The sequence below is a fragment of the Paenibacillus jilunlii genome, assembly GCF_900102965.1.
Taxonomy (GTDB): domain Bacteria; phylum Bacillota; class Bacilli; order Paenibacillales; family Paenibacillaceae; genus Paenibacillus_AQ; species Paenibacillus_AQ jilunlii.
The window spans coordinates 26,252-46,704 of the sequence record NZ_FNGM01000011.1 but is presented as its reverse complement, the minus strand read 5'-3'; the positions used below and the strand labels follow the sequence as shown (position 1 = coordinate 46,704).

General features: G+C 54.8%; 14 protein-coding genes. 12 read left to right on the top strand and 2 right to left on the bottom strand.

Going from position 1 to position 20,453, the window contains the following annotated elements; genetic code table 11:
• Window positions 1–89 precede the first annotated feature (89 nt).
• The 5 genes from hemC to BLQ82_RS18620 all read left to right on the top strand — a co-directional run bounded on the left by hemC (window position 90) and on the right by BLQ82_RS18620 (window position 6,208).
• Window positions 90–1,040, top strand: a complete 951-nt coding sequence (gene hemC / locus BLQ82_RS18640; RefSeq protein ID WP_062521335.1) for a hydroxymethylbilane synthase — start codon at window positions 90–92, stop codon at window positions 1,038–1,040.
• 5 nt (window positions 1,041–1,045) lie between these two features.
• Window positions 1,046–2,593 carry a uroporphyrinogen-III C-methyltransferase gene (cobA, locus tag BLQ82_RS18635; RefSeq protein WP_062521333.1) on the top strand — a complete coding sequence of 516 codons (1,548 nt, stop codon included), beginning with the start codon at window positions 1,046–1,048 and terminating at the stop codon, window positions 2,591–2,593.
• Window positions 2,594–2,685: 92 nt separating this feature from the next.
• On the top strand, window positions 2,686–3,684 hold the full coding sequence (gene hemB, locus BLQ82_RS18630; RefSeq protein ID WP_062521331.1) for a porphobilinogen synthase: 999 nt from the start codon (window positions 2,686–2,688) through the stop codon (window positions 3,682–3,684).
• 146 nt (window positions 3,685–3,830) lie between these two features.
• A complete protein-coding gene (hemL, locus tag BLQ82_RS18625) occupies window positions 3,831–5,132 on the top strand; it encodes a glutamate-1-semialdehyde 2,1-aminomutase (RefSeq protein ID WP_062521407.1) in 1,302 nt (433 codons plus the stop codon).
• Window positions 5,133–5,203: 71 nt separating this feature from the next.
• A complete protein-coding gene (locus BLQ82_RS18620) occupies window positions 5,204–6,208 on the top strand; it encodes an RluA family pseudouridine synthase (RefSeq protein ID WP_062521412.1) in 1,005 nt (334 codons plus the stop codon).
• A 175-nt stretch (window positions 6,209–6,383) separates the two neighbouring features.
• On the opposite strand, the gene BLQ82_RS18615 is transcribed toward BLQ82_RS18620, so the two are convergent.
• Window positions 6,384–6,617 carry a hypothetical protein gene (locus BLQ82_RS18615; RefSeq protein WP_062521329.1) on the bottom strand — a complete coding sequence of 78 codons (234 nt, stop codon included), beginning with the start codon at window positions 6,615–6,617 and terminating at the stop codon, window positions 6,384–6,386.
• Between the two features lie 519 nt (window positions 6,618–7,136).
• On the opposite strand from BLQ82_RS18615, the gene ypfJ reads away from it, so the two are divergent.
• Window positions 7,137–7,985: a KPN_02809 family neutral zinc metallopeptidase gene (gene ypfJ / locus BLQ82_RS18610; RefSeq protein WP_062521328.1), complete on the top strand. Its 849-nt coding sequence runs from the start codon at window positions 7,137–7,139 to the stop codon at window positions 7,983–7,985.
• A gap of 645 nt (window positions 7,986–8,630) precedes the next feature.
• On the opposite strand, the gene BLQ82_RS18605 is transcribed toward ypfJ, so the two are convergent.
• Window positions 8,631–9,872, bottom strand: a complete 1,242-nt coding sequence (locus BLQ82_RS18605) for a GGDEF domain-containing protein (protein WP_062521326.1) — start codon at window positions 9,870–9,872, stop codon at window positions 8,631–8,633.
• Window positions 9,873–10,035: 163 nt separating this feature from the next.
• Here BLQ82_RS18605 and BLQ82_RS18600 point away from each other — a divergent pair, with 163 nt between their 5' ends.
• The 6 genes from BLQ82_RS18600 to BLQ82_RS18575 all read left to right on the top strand — a co-directional run bounded on the left by BLQ82_RS18600 (window position 10,036) and on the right by BLQ82_RS18575 (window position 20,416).
• Window positions 10,036–11,451 carry a glycosyltransferase family 4 protein gene (locus tag BLQ82_RS18600; protein ID WP_062521324.1) on the top strand — a complete coding sequence of 472 codons (1,416 nt, stop codon included), beginning with the start codon at window positions 10,036–10,038 and terminating at the stop codon, window positions 11,449–11,451.
• Window positions 11,452–11,593: 142 nt separating this feature from the next.
• Window positions 11,594–12,973, top strand: a complete 1,380-nt coding sequence (locus tag BLQ82_RS18595; protein ID WP_062521322.1) for a LysM peptidoglycan-binding domain-containing protein — start codon at window positions 11,594–11,596, stop codon at window positions 12,971–12,973.
• A 546-nt stretch (window positions 12,974–13,519) separates the two neighbouring features.
• Window positions 13,520–16,204 carry a valine--tRNA ligase gene (locus BLQ82_RS18590; RefSeq protein ID WP_062521406.1) on the top strand — a complete coding sequence of 895 codons (2,685 nt, stop codon included), beginning with the start codon at window positions 13,520–13,522 and terminating at the stop codon, window positions 16,202–16,204.
• A 6-nt stretch (window positions 16,205–16,210) separates the two neighbouring features.
• On the top strand, window positions 16,211–17,587 hold the full coding sequence (locus BLQ82_RS18585) for a bifunctional folylpolyglutamate synthase/dihydrofolate synthase (protein WP_062521320.1): 1,377 nt from the start codon (window positions 16,211–16,213) through the stop codon (window positions 17,585–17,587).
• A gap of 7 nt (window positions 17,588–17,594) precedes the next feature.
• Complete coding sequence (gene murC / locus BLQ82_RS18580; RefSeq protein ID WP_062521318.1) at window positions 17,595–18,971, top strand: UDP-N-acetylmuramate--L-alanine ligase; 1,377 nt, start codon at window positions 17,595–17,597, stop codon at window positions 18,969–18,971.
• Window positions 18,972–19,234: 263 nt separating this feature from the next.
• The gene (locus BLQ82_RS18575) at window positions 19,235–20,416 is read left to right on the top strand and encodes a glycosyltransferase family 4 protein (protein ID WP_062521316.1); all 1,182 of its coding nucleotides are present in this window, start codon (window positions 19,235–19,237) and stop codon (window positions 20,414–20,416) included.
• The last annotated feature ends 37 nt before the right edge of the window (window positions 20,417–20,453 follow it).

The window sequence follows — 20,453 nt, the reverse complement described above, 5'->3', positions numbered from 1 at the left end:
GCAAACGGCCAGCGCGCGTGAAACAACGGCAGAACTGCCGTTATTTCAGCTGCAGGGGGCCAGGGAAGGTTACCAAGGAGGGGTGAAGGATGAGGAAGATTATTGTAGGCAGCAGACAAAGTGCGTTGGCGCTCACGCAGACGGGGCAGGTGATTGCGGATCTGGAGCGGCTGAGTGGGGAGCATGGGTTTGGGTTTACTTTTGAGGTGCACAAGATTGTTACCAAGGGTGACCGGATTCTCGATGTAACGCTGTCCAAGGTGGGCGGCAAGGGATTGTTTGTGAAGGAAATCGAGCAGGCGATGCTGGCCCATGAAATTGACATGGCTGTACATAGTATGAAGGATATGCCCTCCGAATTGCCGGAGGGCTTGATGAACGGTGCGGTTCCAAAACGAGTGGACCCCCGGGATTGTCTGATTTCGGGCGGCGGACTTCCGCTCGAAGAGCTGCCGCAAGGGGCGCGCGTTGGCACAAGCAGCCTGCGCCGCTCGAGTCAGCTTGCTGCGCTGCGGCCTGATCTGAAGATCGAGCCGGTGCGCGGCAATATCGACTCGCGGCTGCGCAAGCTGGAGAGCGGTGAATTCGACGCGATCCTCCTGGCGGCAGCAGGATTATCGCGGATGGGCTGGGAGGACCGGGTGACGGCATATTTGCCGCCGGAGGTCTGTCTGCCCGCTGTTGGGCAAGGGGCACTCGGGATTGAGTGCCGGGCCGATGACGACGAGCTGCGAAAGCTGCTGGCGTTATATAATGACGAACAGACGGCGCTGACGGTGGCGGCGGAGCGGACTTTTCTCGGGGCGCTGAACGGGGGCTGCCAGGTGCCGATTGGTGCTTTTGCGGTATTGGATGCGGAAGCTGCGGAATCTGCCTCCCCCAAGCGGATTACCTTGACAGGAATGGTAGGAACTCCGGACGGCTCGGTCGTACTGAAGGAAACCTGCAGCGGGCATGATCCGGTGCGGCTGGGTGAAGAGGTTGCGCGGAAGCTTATTGCCAGAGGTGCAGAACAGATTTTGGCGGATGCAAGGGGATGAGGGAAATGACGGGGAAGGTTTATCTGGTAGGTGCCGGGCCTGGGGATGCGAAGCTGATTACGGTCAAAGGGCAGGAATGTGTCCAAAAAGCGGATGTGCTGGTCTACGACCGGCTGGCCAGTCCGCGGCTGCTGAAATGGATGAAGCCCGGCGGGCAAAAAATATACGTGGGCAAGCTTCCGGACCGCCACACGATGAAGCAGGAGGAAATCAACCAGCTGCTTGTAGATTTAGCGCTGGAGGGAAAGACGGTAGTGCGGCTGAAGGGCGGGGACCCGACGATTTTTGGCCGTGTGGGTGAAGAAGCAGAGCTGCTGCGCAGACATGGCATTTTATATGAGATTGTGCCGGGTGTTACCTCGGCGATCAGTGTCCCGGCGTATGCCGGTATTCCGGTGACGCACCGGGATATGGCCTCGTCGCTATCAATCATTACAGGACATGAAAGTCCTGATAAGCTCGATCATTCCATTCACTGGGATAAAGTGACGAATGCAACCGGGACGCTGATATTCCTTATGGGCGTCGCCAAGATCGGCTACATCAGCGCCCAGTTGATCAAGCATGGGCGTCCGCCGGAGACGCCGGTGGCACTGGTCCGCTGGGGGACCCGCGCGGATCAGGAGACGCTGACGGGCACGCTGGCCGACATTGAGGCGAAGGTGAAAGCGGCGGATTTCCAGTCGCCGGCGGTCATCGTCGTCGGCGAGGTCGTGCTGCAGCGCGAGCAGCTCATGTGGGCAGAGGCGCTGCCGCTGTTCGGCAAGCGCATTGTGGTTACACGGGCCCGCAGCCAGGCGAGCGAGCTGGTGAACCGGATTGAGGAGCTCGGCGGCGAGCCTTACGAGTTCCCGGTCATTGAGACGAGGATGCCCGAAGGCGCCGGGCAGAGGGCAGGCATTTCCGCCGCACTGGCGGCGCTGGAAGAATACGATTACGTATTCTTCACGAGCGTGAACGGCGTGGAGTTTTTTTGGCGCCACCTGGCGGAGCTGAAGGTGGACATCCGGGGGCTGCACCGCGCCTGTATCGGCGCGGTAGGTCCGGCCACAGCCGCGGCGCTGGCGCAGCGCGGGCTGATGGCCGAGGAGCTGCCTGGACACTTCCAGGCAGAAGGGTTGCTTGAAGCCTTCGGGCCAAGGCTGCAGCCGGGGCAGAAGGTGCTGCTCCCGCGCGGCGACCTGGCGCGCGAGTGGCTGGCGGACAAGCTGCGGGAGCTTGGCCTTGAAGTGACTGAGGTCGATACCTATGAGACTGTGGTGACCGGTGAGGACGATATAGAGCTGCTGAAGCTGCTGGAAGAGAAGCGGATTCATGCGGTGACTTTTACCAGTTCTTCGACGGTGCGCAATTTCATCAGCATTCTGCAGCGCATGGGGCTGGAAGATCCGCTTCCGCTGCTGGCGGGCGTCAAGATTGCCTGTATCGGTCCGGTGACCGAACAAACCGCTGTAGAGGCGGGGCTGACACCGGGTCTTCTTCCCGGGGAAGCAACGATAGAAGGGTTGGTACAGGAACTGTGCCGCTGGAACGAAAGCACGAGGCTGAAATAGATTGGGTTTTGTCATGACGGATTGAGATAGATTGTTATTTTGTGCATCACCCGGTTTGTGTTTATATATTTACTGTACAGGAGGAAGAATTGATGGGTTTTCCAATTACAAGACACCGCCGCCTGCGCGGGACAGCCGGAATCCGCGGTATGGTGCGGGAGACAATTCTGAATACGCTGGATTTCATCCAGCCGATATTTGTGACCTATGGAGCAGGGGTGAAAAATGAGATCAGCTCGATGCCGGGCGTGTACCATTTTTCGCTGGATACGCTGAAGGCGGAAGTGGACGAGATCGCAGCGCTGGGCATTCCGGCCGTGCTGTTGTTCGGAATTCCCGAAACCAAGGATGCGGTCGGCTCCTCTGCATTCGCTGAGGATGGCATCGTGCAGGAAGCCACACGGTTGATCAAAAAATGGTACCCCGAGCTGCTCGTCGTTGCGGATACCTGTCTGTGTGAATTTACGGATCACGGCCATTGCGGCATGGTTCATACCCATACGGTGGACGGTGTAGTGCACGGCGATGTGATCAATGATGCTTCGCTTGACCTCTTGACTCGTACGGCGGTATCGCAGGCCCGGGCGGGAGCCGATATTATCGCCCCATCGAATATGATGGACGGATTCGTGCATGCGATCCGCGCCGGATTGGATGAGAACGGATTTGAGCATGTGCCGATCATGTCGTATTCGGTAAAATATGCATCGGCCTTCTACGGCCCGTTCCGTGAAGCCGCCGACTCCGCACCACAGTTCGGAAACCGCAAAACCTACCAGATGGACCCGGCCAACCTGCGCGAAGCCATCCGTGAAGCGGATTCCGATGTGCTGGAAGGTGCGGATATGCTGATGGTAAAACCGGCGCTGGCCTATCTGGATGTCATCCGTACGATCCGTGACCAATTTGATCTGCCGCTGGTTGCCTATAATGTGAGCGGCGAATATTCGATGGTCAAAGCGGCAGCGCTGCAGGGCTGGATCGACGAAAAGGCTGTCGTGCTGGAGATGCTGACCGGGATGAAGCGCGCCGGAGCGGACATTATTATTACCTATTTTGCCAAGGATGCAGCCCGCTGGCTGCGCGGATAAACGGCTGAATGCCGACAAGGCAGAAGTTGGAGCATGTTTCTGAACTGGTGAGCATCAGCTATGATAGAGCCGGAGAAGGCTTTGCCAGCTCCGGTTTAACATTGCAGGCACAAGCCGACCATACGAATAGAACAGGAGTGTTGACCATGAGCAATTTGCCTTTGGCACGGCGGGAAGAGGCTTCCCGGAAGGCTTTTGAAGAAGCAAAGCAGTATATCCCCGGCGGGGTGAACAGTCCGGTCCGGGCGTTCAAATCCGTGGGTTTGACACCAGTCTACGTGGATCATGGCGCGGGTTCGCGCATTTACGATATTGACGGCAACAGCTTTATCGACTATGTCTGCTCGTGGGGTCCGCTGATTATGGGCCATGCCCACCCCGAGGTGGTTAAGGCACTGCAGGAGACGGCCGTCAAAGGGACAAGCTTCGGCGCACCGACACTGCTGGAATCCGAAATGGCCAAAACCGTCGTCGGCCGCGTTCATTCGGTGGATATCGTGCGCATGGTTAATTCCGGTACAGAAGCTACGATGAGTGCAATCCGCCTGGCCCGGGGGTATACCGGACGCAGCAGAATCCTCAAGTTCGAAGGCTCCTACCACGGCCATGCCGACAGTCTGCTGATCAAAGCGGGGTCGGGCGTGGCAACTCTCGGACTGCCGGATAGTCCCGGCGTGCCTGAGGGTGTGGCCGTAAATACGATTACTGTGCCTTACAATGATCTGGAAGGGGTTAAAATCGCCTTCGAACGCTACGGCAACGAGATCGCCGCTGTGATTGTTGAGCCGATTGCCGGGAATATGGGCGTTGTACCGCCGCTGCCGGGATTTCTGGAGGGTCTGCGCAAGGTGACTACAGGCTATGGCGCACTGCTCATTTTTGACGAGGTGATGACCGGGTTCCGGGTGAACCGGGGCTGTGCCCAAGGGCTATTCGGCATGGAGCCGGACCTGACCTGCTTCGGCAAAGTGATCGGCGGCGGTCTTCCGGTAGGTGCCTATGGCGGCAAAAGAGAGATTATGGAGCAGATTGCCCCAACTGGGCCGATCTATCAGGCCGGAACACTCAGCGGCAATCCGCTGGCGATGGCCGCGGGGCTGACCACGCTGAATCTCCTGACCCCTGAAGTGTACGACCGTCTGGAAACCCTCGGGGCGCGCCTGGAGGCAGGACTTCAGCGCAATGCGGCTGATACGGGTATTCCGCTGACCATCAACCGGGTGGGCTCTATGGTCTGCCCATTCTTCACCGAAGGTCCGGTGACCAATTACGATACGGCCAAAGCCAGCAACCTGAACCACTTCCGCGCGTACTTCGGTAAAATGCTTGACCAAGGCATCAGCGTCCCGCCTTCCCAGTTTGAAGGCATGTTCGTTTCTGCCGCACACAGCGAGCAGGATATAGATGATACGCTGGAGGCCCATTACCAGGCGTTGAAATCCCTGTGACGGCTGCGAAGGAGCCGTTGTCCGCGACAGGAGGCGGGGCCTGGACCCGCCGTGGGGAGTGGCTGGAGGTTATGCCCGGCCGGGTGATTACCTCCGCCGCAGAGCCGGAAGCGGCCATTGACAAGTGGCTGTTGGACACCGCAGGCATGCCTGCTAAGCTCCATGCGCGTCTGCGCCGGGAGGGCGGTATCCAGTGGAAGGGAGACCGGCTGCGGCTGGCGCTGTTTCCTTACCGTGAGGCTGGCATCGAGCCGGCATGGCAGGAGCTTGAAGTGCTGTTCGAGGATGATTTCTGTCTCGTTGTCCATAAGCCTGCGGGCATGGCGGTGCATCCGGATGGCAGCGGGACGGAGGTTACGCTGGATCATGTAGTTGCTGCCCATTTTGCAGCATCCGGCGGTGGAATCGCTGTTCGCCATATCCACCGCCTGGACAAGGATACGACAGGTCCGGTACTGTACGCGAAGAATGAGTATGCCCAGCTCGCACTCGACGAGGATATGCGAGCCAAAGCCGTCTCACGGCTGTATGCCGCGGTCGTGGAAGGCATTGTGCCGCCCGAGCTGAAGGTGATCGATGCGCCCATTGGCCGCGACCGCCATCATGCGGCACGCCGGCGGGTCTCGCCGGGCGGGCAGGCTGCGGTAACGCGGATTATGGGCCGCGAGGTTCTGCGAGGCGGCACCGTGCTGAAGGTGCAGCTGGAGACCGGGCGGACGCACCAGATCCGCGTCCATCTCAGCCATCTGGGCCATCCGTTGTACGGGGACGCCCTATACGGCGGTCCGCCGTGGAGTGCTGCGTTCCAGCGTTCTCTTTCCAGCGGCCCTACGATTAGTGAGTCCGCCTGGAGTACGGGCTTAGGACGCTTGGATCAGGAGAGCCCCGGCGGGATCAGGTCCTTACCTGCCAGGTCCGGTTCGGCCGGTTCCAGTGGTCCGGACCGCCAGGCATTGCATGGCGTGCTGCTGGCGTTCAGCCATCCATGGACCAGGGAACCGCTTGAAGTGGCAGACCCGTGGCCGGAGGATCTGCTGCGTTTGCGTAAGCAACTGGGAGGAGAGCCGCAGGCGTGATGAGTTTTATATGTAAATAAGGGCCCCGCAAGGCTGTGCCGCAGCGCATCCTTGTGGGGCTCTTGTTGTTATGGAATGTGCAAGGACAGTAAACAAAGGAAACGTGCGTTGAAGCCCAGCCCCTGCTTAAAAAAAGCTGTCGCCAGGAGTTATTGAATCCTCCTTAGGCGCCGGATTATGCCAGATCCCGCCGGGTCACGCGCGGAGTGGGCCGAAGCCTGCGTTCATAGGCTTGGATATACTCTTGGCCCGCTGGGGTCAGCCCGCTAGCGTCCGCATAACCTGCCTCATGAATATGCTTAAGCACCGTCCTGAAATCTCTGGGGTCCATACCTATTTGCCGGAACTCTGGTTTTTGCTCTTGTTCCATCATTTTCAGAGTGTGGTACACCGGATCATTGCTGGTCATGTTATCGCATCCTTTCTCATAGGGAGTTCAATTCCTTCAATAACGCAATGAAACAGTATATTCCCGCCAGCTCGTAAAGGTGACACTATAAAGTATAGGAACACATAGGCAGTTGTGCCGGACGGCAGGCTTAACCAAGAGCTTGTAAGAAACTGGATGCTGTGGTGACAAGCAAGCTGAGGAATTTTGGGTATAAGACTAATAGATTGTTTAAATTGTTTTGCTGCGGATCACCTGAGTCATTGCGCTTTGTGCAATAGATTGCTCATTGCAAGCGGTAGACGGCATTTGCTCCCTTTGGTGTACTTGATCATTGGTATTTAGCTCCAAATAAGCTGTTCCACGGGTTCTGCTGTCCTAAGTACACCAGATTGTTTTTCGGCTAATTTGGGACAATCTGCTGGCGGCAATGGCAGTAATAGAATAGGGCTGCGGTTGCCTGGAATGATAATTGGCGGCTTGGGATTATTAGCATTAGTACATGATAATTAAGTTGTAAATATGACTGGGGGGTTGCACATGAAGTGGCAGGGAAGAAGAGGCAGCTCGAATGTGGAGGACCGCCGGGGCATGGGCGGCGGCGGGAAGCTAATCGGCGGCGGAATAAGCGGAATTATTATTGTGGTAATTGTCACGCTGCTGAGCGGCGGGAATATTGGAGATGTTCTTGGAGGCATCACGTCCGGCGGCACCAATTCCTCGGCGCCTTACGAGCAGACAGCACAGGAGAAGGAACTGGCCGACTTTGTATCCGTTGTGCTTGCGGATACGGAGGAGGTGTGGTCTGAGGTTTTTCAGGAAGAAGGGATGACCTATCAAGACCCGGCGCTTGTGCTCTACACCGGCAGTGTGGATTCGGCCTGCGGGACGGCAACGTCGGCGGTGGGACCGTTTTATTGTCCGGGTGATGCCAAGCTGTACATCGATCTCAGCTTTTATGACGAGCTGCAGCAGCGGTTCCAGGCTCCGGGTGATTTCGCCATGGCCTATGTCGTTGCCCACGAGGTGGGGCATCACGTGCAGACACTGCTCGGCACCACTAAGAAACTGGATTCGCTCCGCCAGAGCCTGAGCGAAACTGAATACAACAAATACCAGGTACGCTTTGAGCTTCAGGCCGATTATCTGGCCGGTGTCTGGGCCAAACACGCCCAGGGGATGAATCTGCTGGAGGAGGGCGATCTGGAAGAGGCACTGACGGCCGCAAGTGCGGTCGGCGATGATACGATCCAGAAGCAGGCGCAAGGATATGCGGTGCCGGACAGCTTCACCCACGGCACTTCGGAGCAGCGCAAGCGCTGGTTCTACAAAGGCTTCAATTCCGGCACTATTGAAGGCGGAGATACCTTTAACGCAGCTGAGCTTTAGACGTAGGAGCGGATACAAAGGCGGCAATGTCAAACGGCGACGACGATAACAACGACCGCAACGGCTACAGCCTTGGGGGCTCAGCGAACGCTCATTCTACACGGCGCATAGCCGTCGCTACTGCTGGCATTCCGGAACACGGCGCAAAGCTGTCGCTTATACTGGGCATTCCGAGACATCGGCGCAAAGCTGTCGCTCATTCAGGTACGCCTCGCCGCTTATGCTCCTTTCTTCTACTCTATGTAGGAAGTGAAGTGGAAATAGCGGGAATTAGGACACTTAATTTAAGCGAATCCCGCTGTAAGCGGGCGAATCGGCCAGATTAGTTATATTTTTTCAACTAGCACCTATCGGAGTGCGGGAGTGGTACAATTTAAGTTTACTTTTTCCACTTGGACACTTGTGCTACGCTGTCCCGCCGTAATTTCACCGCACTCCCAACGTAATCCGCCGCACACCCCACTCCCCCCGCACTCCCGCTTCATACGCATTCGACCGACCCAAAAGGACGGGGGAAGCACGGGATCACACCGGCGGGCGGAACTACAGTATTCCTGCCCCCCCTCTTAAACTTCAAAACGGCTGCGCTGCCCAGTGAAGGACAGCGCAGCCGTTTCTGCTTGGCCGCAGATACACCCCTGCCCGCTATACCTCCAGCTCATTTGTATACGTAAGCCGGTTGCGGCCAAGCTTTTTGGATTCCAGCAGCAGCTGGTCGGCGTAGACATATGCTTTTTCCATAGAGGTCTTCTGTCCGGGGGCTGCTTGGTAATAATAGAGTCCAAAAGAAGCCGTATACACAACATCGATCCACTGATCCTCATACTCGGCGGTGATGCTGTGGCCGGCAATGGCGGGCAGAATTCCCTGAATCTGCGTGCAGCAGTCTTCGAAGGATTTATGTCTCAGGAACATGGTGAATTCCTCGCCGCCGCTGCGGAACAGAATATCCTCATCCTGCATGTGGGCCTGCAGCGTATGGGCAAAGTGGGTGATCACCCGGTCGCCGACGGCGTGGTTATAGGTATCGTTGATTTTTTTGAAGCGGTCGATGTCTGCCACGACGATGCCGATATGTTCCCCGCTGTGGTTCAGCTCCTTCATCATTTTGTCCATGTGGGCGCGGTTGAAGGTGCCGGTCAAAAAGTCACGGTAGGCCATCTGCTCGAACTTGTCCCGTTCAAATTTATGCCGGGCACTTTGCGATTTGGAATAAAAAGAGATACTGACGATGTAGTTCAGCAGGAAGAGCGCGATTAGCATTTCCCATTTCCCCATCTGCAGCAGGCGCAGGAGCAGGGCATTAGACAGGGCCACCTTACTGAAATCCAGCAGATTTCTGCTGCGCAGCATCAGGTTCATGGCCTCCTTGCGGGTGGTAATATCACCGGACAGGGCACAGGTAATCGCCAGGAAACCCGACGACAGGAGCGTCGTCACACAGACTACAAGGAGAAACAGCAGCCAGTAGCCCAGCGGAAGTTGTGCGGCATAAGGATAGAGCAGAGTGTACAGGTAATACCCGGCAGAACCGCCTAGCGTAAAGGAACCGATATTGTAAAAGGTATCCAGGAATTCTCCGGGGTCTGCGGTTTTCGCTTTCTTTTTATAGAAAAACACAGTGAACCGGTAGAGCACCTCGAACAAAAAAGTGCCCAGAGGTCCTGCGAATATACCAAAAGATGAAGTGTAGCTGATCGCATAATCTATAGTGGAGTTGCCGCTTCGGGTGACAATGCGCAATTGAAAATAAAAACTGGAGAAAGCCCAGTAGAGAATCAGAGCTTTGAGGTAAGCGGGGTCCAGCACCACAGCGTGCCTCGCGCCGAAGGCTATGCCCAGGGAGGCAGCAAACAGAAAAAGGTCAAATAACCTTGCTTTGGACATCACAGGTGACTTCCTTTCAGGAGTTATACCGATTATACCTGAAAAATTCGGGTCGTGATAAAAAGATATTTTGGAAAGTTTATCATTTATCCATGTCTGGACACGGCTTCTGTTCATATAATACTTTGTTCACTTTATTTTTCAGAGCCGGGGTGAGAGGTTGATGAAGATACTGCTGGTCACCTACTGGGGACTTACGAATATGGGCGGGATCTGGACGTATATGAAGCAGTTGGCTGACAAGCTGAGTGAGCAAGGTCATGAAGTGACGCTGATGGGTTCCCGGGCGGAAGATCATACGCTTTACCTGCTGGATCAGGGAATTTCCTTTGATAAAAAAGTCCTATACAACTCGCTGCTGCCTCAGTTCGATATGAGCCGGTTTCCTCATTTGTACCTGGAGCATGGGATTTTCAGCTTTGAGCTTGGCCGTTATGTCTTTGAAGGTGGGGCCGCAGTTCTCGGCCTGGAGAAGTATGATGTGATCCATGCGCAGGATCCGGTCTCGGCCTACGCCATCCGGCGGATTATGAAGGTGCGGAAGCCGCTGGTGGCAAGCTTTCACGGGGCGTTGGCATACGAATCCTACTTTGAATATAAGGGGATTGAACCGGAGCTTACCCGAAAAGAATATGAGAAACGGGCCATCTGGCAGTATTTCCGCCGCCTGGAGGGGCTGGGCGTTCAAGCCTCCGACCTGATTCTGGTCTCTTCGAACTGGATTGGGCAGCTGGTGAACCGGGAGGATGCAGGCAGAGCGGAGATTCGTACACTGCCGTATGGAATGGATGTGAAGCAGTACGATGCCAAGGCGGCCATGCCTGCCCCGCTGAAGTTCGGAGACGGGCTCAAAGTGATTATGTACGCCGGACGTCTTGAATATATCAAAGGGGTGCATGTGCTGATAGGCGCTCTGGGGATTCTGCAGCACAGCCGCAGCGACTGGGTATGTGCGATTGCCGGAATTGGCAGTCTTACGGAAGAATTGCAGGAGCAGGCGCGGGTGCTGGGCATTGAGGATCGGGTATTTTTTACCGGCAAAATAGACAATATTCCGGCGGCGCTTACCGCTGCCGACATTTATGTGCAGCCCAGCCTGCAGGATACACAGCCTTTTTCGGTGACGGAGGCCCAGCTTGCCGGAATCGCGCCGATTGTGGCCGGAACGGCAGGAATGCCGGAAATGGTGGAGCAGGGTGTGACGGGATTTGTCGTTCCGCCGGAGGATTGCGCAGCTTTGGCGAAGCAGCTTGAACAGCTGCTCGGAGACGATGAGCTGCGCGTGCGCACCGGGAAGCAGGCGCGAAGCTGGGCTGTGCAGAACCGTTCGCTGGATGGAATGGCAGCGGGTACACTGATGGCGTATCACGAAGCGGTTACTATGCATCAGGGATGGCGCAGCTATATCTCAGACAGAAGCTGCCGCAAGAGCGCAGTGTTTCCAAGGCTGCCTGATGCCTTTCATCCTGCCGATGTGCTTGAGCACATGATACCGGGAAATCCGCTGGCCCTTGCCTTGCGGGAGGGACTTCCACAGAATTACAGCATTCCCGACGCCCAGATGGTTATTGGTGAATAAGCGCCCAATCCCCTCATTTAAGCTGCGTCCAAAGTTGTCATGCCTTAGGGATTCAAGCATATACATGAGGGGAGTAACATTTTGGGCTTATGCTCTGGGCTTGTCTCAGGGTTAGATTATGCCAAGAAGGAGGACATTTCCCGTGTTTGACCAGTCCCACGGCTTGCGGTTTGATATTTATGAACGCATTCATCTGCCTGCAGAACTTCCGGGAATCGCTGAGCTGGAAGAGGTTGAGCTGATCCCGGACATTCAGGTAATCCAGCGGGAGGATCGTGCCGAGCTGTACGGCCAACTGCTGCTTACCGGGCTCTACCGCGGAGAAGATGACCGGACCCAGCGTCTGGAGCATGCGATTCCCGTTGAAATCACAGTTCCGCTGACACGGGTCAGCTCGCTTGATGACATAGGGGTGGAGATCGAGAATTTCGATATTGACCTGCTTACGATGCGCACTGTCAATATCACCGGCGTGCTTTCGCTGCGCGGAATCGGCAGCGGTGAAACCCAGCCGGCCTGGCAGCAGGAGGAATACACGGTAGCTTATTCTGCTGAAGAGGCAGAGCAGAGACAGGAAGCTCCGGCTGCCAAGCATGAGCATGAGAATGAGGCGCTCTATGAGAATTCACTGTGGACCTACGGTGAAGGAGCAACAGATATCACTGCCCATGAGCAGGCGGATGCCCATTCTGAGGAAACTACGGCTTCTGCAGTGAATCCGCTGTTTCCGGATGAAGCGGTTTACACCGGGCCTGCTGCAGTTGCCCAGCCGCCGCAAAAGGACAAGGAACCCAAGGTGCGGACCCACAGTCTCGATTCTCCATTTGGCTACGCTCCTGCTGAATCAACCGCACACTCGCAGAAGGCGGATAAGGCGGTCCAGGAACCGGTGGCCAGCCACTTTCTCACAGCAAACGACTTGAATCCTGCGGAAACCGCCCGGATTTCAGGCAGCGCGGAAGCGCTGGGGGCGGAGTCCAGTGAGCCCGAAGCGGAAATTCATGCCGTGCATAAGGAAGAGCCGCAAGCTATTGAGGAGGCTGTGGAGAACGCGGCAAATCCGCCTGTTGAAGCAGCTGCGGAAACCCTGCCAGCCAGTGAGAATGAGCTTTTTGCGGCGCCTGATGTCCAGCCGCCGCCCGAAGAGAAGCCCGATCTGAAGATTGCGCTCGGCAGCAAAAAAGAAGAGAAGGCTGAGGAACGGGAGCCCCTCACTTACTCTACTCTGCTCAGCTCCAGCAGGGCCCACAGGGAACAAGAGAATCAGCATGCCCATGAGCAGGAGCCTGCGGTCCCGGCGGCAGCGCCGGATGCCGGCAATGATACGGAATGGAAAAGCCGGTTCATCGGAGGCCGTGGCGGTGCGGAGATGTTCCGCAAAGTCCGGCTCTGCATTGTCCAACGCGAAGAAACGCTGGATACGATTGCTGAGAAATACCAGCTAAGCGCAAGAGAATTAGTCATGTACAACCGCCTCTCCGGACAGAACGTGGAGGAAGGCCAGGTCCTGTACATTCCCTGACTGATGGTATAAGAAGTCCGGCCGGATGCGGCCGGTCTTTTTTTTTGTTTTGTACCGGAATAAAGCATGGAGAAGCAGTGTCCGCTTGAAGGATGGTATAAATACGGCTCCTTGTGCGTATGCTGGTTGACTAGCAATAGTACTAAATGTATTATGGGAATAAGTAAAAGCAAAAGACTGGGAACGGGAAGAGTAGGCGGTGAGCCCTTCAGAGAGCGGAATTTGTAATTGCTGTGAACTTCCGCAGGATGCAGCCCCCGAAGTCGCCCCGGAGTCGCCCCTCTAAGCCTGTATTCATCATATGAAAACCAGGGTAGGATGTGGCCGGACGCAGCCGTTATCTGCATGAGTGTCGCGCTAAGCTTTTGGAACCGTATGGATCTGAGGCGGAGGTTTATTTTGTATAGCGCGAAACAAAGGTGGTACCGCGAAAGAATGACCTTTCGTCCTTTGAGACGAAGGGTCTTTTTGTGTTTATAACATGCTATTCAATTGGAGGGTTCAACAATGGCTGATCACAAGAACAAAACGGCTGAACTGCCTGATATGCAGGATAAGGTACAGGCTGATACGCCGGGCAGCAAACAGAACGACATGCCGACCACCTATGATCCGAAGGCGGCAGAACAGAAATGGTACGCTTACTGGATGGAGCATGGATTCTTTGAAGCCGGCAAACGTCCGGAAGCAGAACCTTATAGTATTGTCATCCCCCCGCCGAATGTAACGGGGATGCTGCACATTGGGCATGCGCTCGATTTCACGCTGCAGGATATTCTGATCCGCACAAAGCGGATGCAGGGTTTCGATACCCTTTGGCTGCCGGGAACCGACCACGCGGGCATTGCCACCCAGACGAAGGTGGAGCAGAAGCTGCGCCAGCAGGGGATTTCCCGGCATGATCTGGGGCGCGAGAAATTCCTGGAGCAGGTATGGGCCTGGAAGGACCAGTATGCCGAGACTATTCATGAGCAGTGGGCCAAGATGGGCCTGTCCCTTGACTATTCACGCGAGCGGTTTACCTTTGATGAGGGGATGGCAGCGGCAGTACGCAAGGTATTTGTGGAATTGTACCAGAAGGGCCTGATCTACCGCGGCAAGCGGATCATCAACTGGGACCCGGCTGCGCGTACAGCTTTGTCGGACATTGAGGTTGAATACAAAGAGGTTAACGGCCATCTGTATCATCTGCGCTATCCGCTGAAGGACGGCAGCGGCTTCCTTACGGTAGCCACGACGCGTCCGGAAACGATGCTGGGGGATACGGCGGTTGCGGTGCATCCTGAGGACGAGCGTTATCAGGATCTGATCGGCAAAACCCTGATCCTGCCGATCATCGGCCGCGAGATTCCGGTTATTGCCGATGAATATGTCGAGAAGGATTTCGGCAGCGGTGCGGTTAAGATCACCCCGGCCCATGATCCGAACGACTTTGAAGTAGGCCTGCGCCACAATCTTCCGCAGATTAATGTCATGGACGAGAGCGGAACCATGAACGGGGAGGCCGGTCCGTATCAGGGCCAGGACCGCAGTGAATGCCGCAAGAATATCATCGCCGATCTTCAGGAACAGGGTGTTCTGATCTCAATTGAAGACCATGTGCACCAGGTGGGACACAGCGAGCGTTCCGGCGCTGTAGTCGAGCCTTATCTGTCCACCCAATGGTTCGTAAAGATGCAGCCTCTGGCGGAGAAGGCAATTGCCGCCCAAAAAGACGGCAGCGGCGTCAACTTCGTCCCGGAACGCTTTGAGAAAACCTATCTGAACTGGATTGAGAACATCCGTGACTGGTGTATCTCCCGCCAGCTGTGGTGGGGCCACCGCATTCCGGCCTGGTACTCCGAATCTACAGGGGAAGTATTTGTTGCAGACAGTGAAGAGGAAGCGCGCAGAATCAGCGGCCTTGACGACCTGAGACAGGATGAGGACGTACTGGACACCTGGTTCAGCTCCAACCTGTGGCCGTTTGCAACGTTGGGCTGGCCGGATGAGAACAGCAGCGATTATCAGCGGTATTACCCGAACAATGTTCTGGTTACCGGATACGATATTATCTACTTCTGGGTAGCGCGGATGATCTTCAGCGCACTTGAATTTACGGAGAAGAAGCCGTTCTCCGATGTGCTGATCCATGGTCTGGTCCGCGACGCCGAAGGACGCAAAATGTCCAAGTCGCTCGGCAACGGGATTGATCCGCTGGATGTTATCGAGCAGTATGGCGCGGATGCTATGCGCTATATGATTTCAACAGGTATCACGGCCGGGCAGGACCTGCGGTTCCGCATCGAGAAGGTAGAGCAGGCGCGTAATTTTGCCAACAAAATATGGAATGCCTCACGCTTTGCCCTGATGAATCTGGAGGATGTAAGCTTTGCAGATATTGACATTACCGGTGAGCTTTCGACAGCAGACCGCTGGATTTTACACCGCCTGAACGAAACTTCTCGCGATATTACGCGTCTAATTGACGCGTACGAGTATGGTGAGACAGGCCGCCTCCTGTACAACTTCATTTGGGATGATCTGTGCGACTGGTACATCGAGTTCTCCAAGCTTACACTGTATGGAGAGGACGCTGCTGCCAAAGCCAAGACGCAATCGGTGCTGGCCTATGTGCTTGACCGTACGCTGCGCCTGATTCATCCGTTCATGCCGTTTATAACGGAGGAAATCTGGCAGCATCTGCCGCATGAGGGAGACACCATTACGCTGGCCGAGTGGCCGAAGTATGAAGCCGCGCTGGAGCAGCCGCAGGCTGTGGCGGAAATGAATCTGCTGATGGATGTGATCCGTGCGGTCCGCAATGTCCGCGCTGAAGTCAATGTTCCAATGAGCAAAAAGGTGGAGCTGATTATCAAAGCCGCCAGTGAAGAAACCCTGAACATCATTGCCAAGAACGATAATTATATCGGGCGCTTCTGCAACACCTCCTCCTTCGAAGCCGGACTTGAGCCGAACACGCCGGATAAGGTGATGTCCGCTGTGATTACCGGAGCAGAGCTGCTGCTGCCGCTGGCAGGGCTGATTGATATCGAGCAGGAAATTATCCGTCTGGAAAAAGAAGTGCAGACACTGAATAGCGAAGTAGAGCGTGTTGAAAAGAAGCTTGGCAATCAGGGCTTTGTTGCCAAAGCGCCGGCTAAAGTCATCGAAGAGGAACGGGCGAAGCAGGCGGATTATTCCGCCAAACGTGAAAAAGTGCTGGCCCGCATCGCAGAGCTGAGGGGATAAGGGACTATGGACGAGTGGACCGGGAGCGGCGGAACCGCTCCCTTAACTTCTTATACAGAAGCAGTAGATTGGATTAACGGCCTCATTCCTTTTGGTATCCGCCCGGGGCTAGAACGGATTGAACGGCTGATGGAGAAGCTGGGCCAGCCCCAGCGCAAGCTCAAGTTCATTCATGTGGCGGGTACGAACGGCAAAGGCTCGACCTGCGCTTTTTTGACCAGTGTGCTGATCAGAAGCGGGTACAGCGTGGGGACTTTTACGTCTCCTTACATCACCAAATTCACGAACCGTTTTCAGTACAATGGAGAGGACATCCCTGAGAATGTCCTCACTGAACTTGCGAACAAGCTGCATCCGCGGGTTGAAGAGATGGCACAAACTGAGCTTGGCTCCCCTACAATGTTCGAGGTTGCTACTGCTCTGGCTATTCTCTATTATGCGGAAGTCTGCTATCCCGATGTTGTCGTATGGGAGACTGGTCTTGGGGGAAGGCTGGATGTAACCAACATTGTAACCCCGATTGTGTCTATCATTACAAATGTCGGCCACGATCATACTGATGTTCTGGGCGATACGCTGGAGAAGATTGCAGGGGAGAAGGCCGGGATCATCAAGCCCGGTGTTCCGGCGGTCAGCTGTGTAAGCCAGCCGGAGGCCATAGCGGTGCTTAAGGCTAAAGCGGCTGCCAGCAAATCCACACTCTATCTTGCCGGAGAAGATTTCAGCTACAGCAGCGCAGTGGTACGCGATGGTCTTCAGACCTTCACCTTCAAGGGCCCTTTCCGTTCCCTTGAGCTTGGCATTGCCATGAAAGGCGAACATCAGCTCAGTAATAGCGCCGCGGCGATGATGGCGCTGGAGGTCCTGCGCCAGTATATGGCTTTTATACTGGAGGACGAGGATGTGCTGGAAGGCTTCCGCAGCACTTTTTGGGCGGGACGTCTGGAGGAAGTGAGCACATCTCCGCGGATTGTGCTGGACGGGGCGCATAATCCCGAAGGTGCCGAGAGTCTGGCCAAAAGCCTGCCTCAGTTTTACAAGTACGATAAATTAAATTTGCTCATGGGGATGCTGGCAAATAAGCATCATGAGTCATACTTCAAGCATATACTGCCTATAGTGGATACGCTCATCCTGACCGAACCGGATTTCCGGAAGAAAATGGACGCGGAAGATCTGCAGGCCATCGCAGAACGTCTGCGGGAGAAATATGCCAAAGAGAATTTGGTAATCAAAGTAGAACATGATTGGGGCCAAGCGCTGCAGCTTCTGCAGTCGATCACAGCGGAGCAGGACCTTGCGGTCGTCTCCGGAACGCTGTATCTGATTTCTGATGTGCGCAGTACGCTTTTGCGGCAACCCAATTCTGAAAAAGGCTGGTGACGAACTGTTGGATACTACTGAACGTGTGCATTTTATAGGGATCGGCGGCTATGGCATGAGCGCGATTGCCCGGGTAATGCTGGAAATGGGATATACGGTAACGGGCTCCGATGTGGCGGCTCAGGAATTGACCGAGAAATTAATAGCCAAAGGAGCCAAGGTGTATATCGGACATACGGCTGAGCAGGTCAAAGGCGCAGACCTTGTCGTATACTCTACGGCTCTGGCAAGTGATAATGTGGAATGGGTAGAAGCGGAGCGGCTCAACATCCCGGTCTTGCACCGCTCTCAGATGCTTGCCCGGCTGCTCAATGAGCGCAAAGGTGTAGCGATTGCAGGTGCTCACGGCAAAACCACTACCTCCTCCATGATTGCGCTGATTATGGAGGATTGCGGAGTTGACCCCACGTATATTATCGGCGGGGAAATTATGAATGTCGGCACGAATGCCAAGGCGGGACAAGGGGAGTTCGTTGTGGCCGAAGCGGATGAAAGCGACGGCTCCTTCCTGCAGTACCATCCTTGGCTGGGGATTGTGACGAATATAGAAGCGGATCACCTGGAGAATTACGGAGGCGATTTTGGACGCCTGAAGGCCGCCTACGTGCAGTTCATGAATCAGATGCGTGAGGACGGCACCGCAATTGTATGTGCGGATGATGAGACGGCAGCCTCGCTTCTGCCTGAAGTCAAAGGCAACGTAATCACCTACGGCATTCATTCGCCTTCTGCGGATTACACAGCAACTGATATTGTGCTTGGCGACCGGCAGGTTGCCTACACCATGAACTTCGGCAGTGCAGTATTGGGACGTATCGAGCTGTCCATCCCTGGCAAATACAATCTCTATAACTCAATGGCGGCAGTCATTGCCTGTCTGAAGGCCGGCATTCCCTTCCAGGCGATTGCGGAGTCCATCGTGAAATTCCACGGTGCAAAACGGCGGTTTCAAGTGCTTGGGGAGGCTAATGATATTCTGGTCATTGATGATTATGCACATCATCCTACAGAAATCCAGGCTACGATCAGCGCAGCCAAGGCCACAGGCAAACGGATTATTGCCGTGTTCCAGCCGCAGCGCTATACGCGGACCTTTTTCCTGCTGGATGCCTTCAGCCGTGCTTTCAGTGAAGCCGATGAGGTGATTCTGACTGACATTTATTCCCCTGCCGGCGAGAAGCAGATTGAGGGTGTCAGCTCTGCCAAGCTGGTGGAATTAATCGTGCAGAACAGCAATGCCAACGCAAGGCATCTGCCCACCAAAGAGGCCGTACTAGCTGATTTGCAGGGCCGGATTGCTCCGGGTGATCTTGTGATTACAATGGGCGCGGGAGACATTTGGAAGGTTGGGTATGCACTGGCAGAGGGACTGAAGAAGCACTGAGCCGGGGCCTGCAAACTAACAGTATTCACATAGTAATGGCACAGCACTCTTTGCATTAAAGAGTACTGTGCCATTTCTTCTTTTTATGTGATATGCGTTCTATTATTTTAGAACAAGAACACGGTGTAGAATTACATTTTATGAAAATTATTTTTGGAAAATACATGAAACGACAAAACCTTAATGAAGTTTGGGGTAATATATGCTATGCACTTTACGATGCAGCATAGATATAGACCATTTGAGATTAGGAGACGAAGACAATGAGGGAGAAATTGCTATTCATATCTGCGGAGAATCCTTTTCCACAGGATAGCGGAGGCAAGCTGAGAACTGGCAATATCCTGAATATTTTGCTGGACAAATATGATGTGGATTTGCTTACTTACCGTAATTCAAGACCTGGAGATGACAAAAGTGAGGTGCAGGGACTTGCAGTGCATGAGGTCGAGCGAACGGTGAATTACCGCAAAGCCATGCTCCGCTCCTTATATAAAAGGCGCAACAGCTCCTACATGAGCCATGCGGATGTAGATATGCGCGGCAAGATCGGGGAGCTGTGCCGCCAGAACAGCTACGGCCATGTTTTTATTTCTCATAGCCTGCTGGGAAGCTGCATTGACATTGTGCGCGGGGTATTGCCGGATACCATGATCATCACGGATGCCCACAATTTCGAGAGCGGCTTGTCCGCACAGCTGGCAGCCAAGAAAAAGGGACTTGCCAAGCTGTTCTATTCCCTCAATGCGGGTTGGACGAAGAGGGACGAGCTCAAGCTGATGGACAAGACGAATCTGCTGCTGACCACCTCGGAGCAGGACGGCCTGGCGTTCAAATCGCTATCCAGCCAAAATTCGCATAAAGTCCATGTGATCCCCAACTTTATCCGTATCGAAGATTATCCGGCAAATACGGGCATCTCCAAAGAGAATTGGATCATTTTACCGGGTAATATGAACTACTTTCCGAATATTAACGCAGCCTCCTACTTCAACCGCGAGATCTATCCGCTCATTAAGGCCAAGGTGCCGGAGATCAAGTGGTATATTGTGGGCCGGGATGTACACCCGGAGGTCGCCGCGCTGGCAGAAAAGGACCCCTCGATAGTGATCACCGGTTATGTGGACAGTGTTGCAGATTATGTGCGCAAAGCGAAGGTTGTCATTGCTCCCTTGCGGGAAGGAAGCGGAACCCGGCTGAAAATCCTGGAGGCCTGGGCGCTGAAAACACCTGTAGTCTCAAGCACGAAAGGAGCGGAGGGCCTGCTCTATGAGCATTCGCGGAACATACTGATCGCTGATGATCCTCTAACCTTTGCGGACAGTGTGATTCAGCTTCTTCATGATCACGAACGCGGAATAGTACTGGCGGACCGTGCTTATGAGACGCTGCTGGACAATTATGAGGCAGGAAGTGTGCGGGAGAAGCTGCTTAGTTTGGTCTAAATGGTTGCATATTTCAAAAAAAGATTTTTTTCTTCCA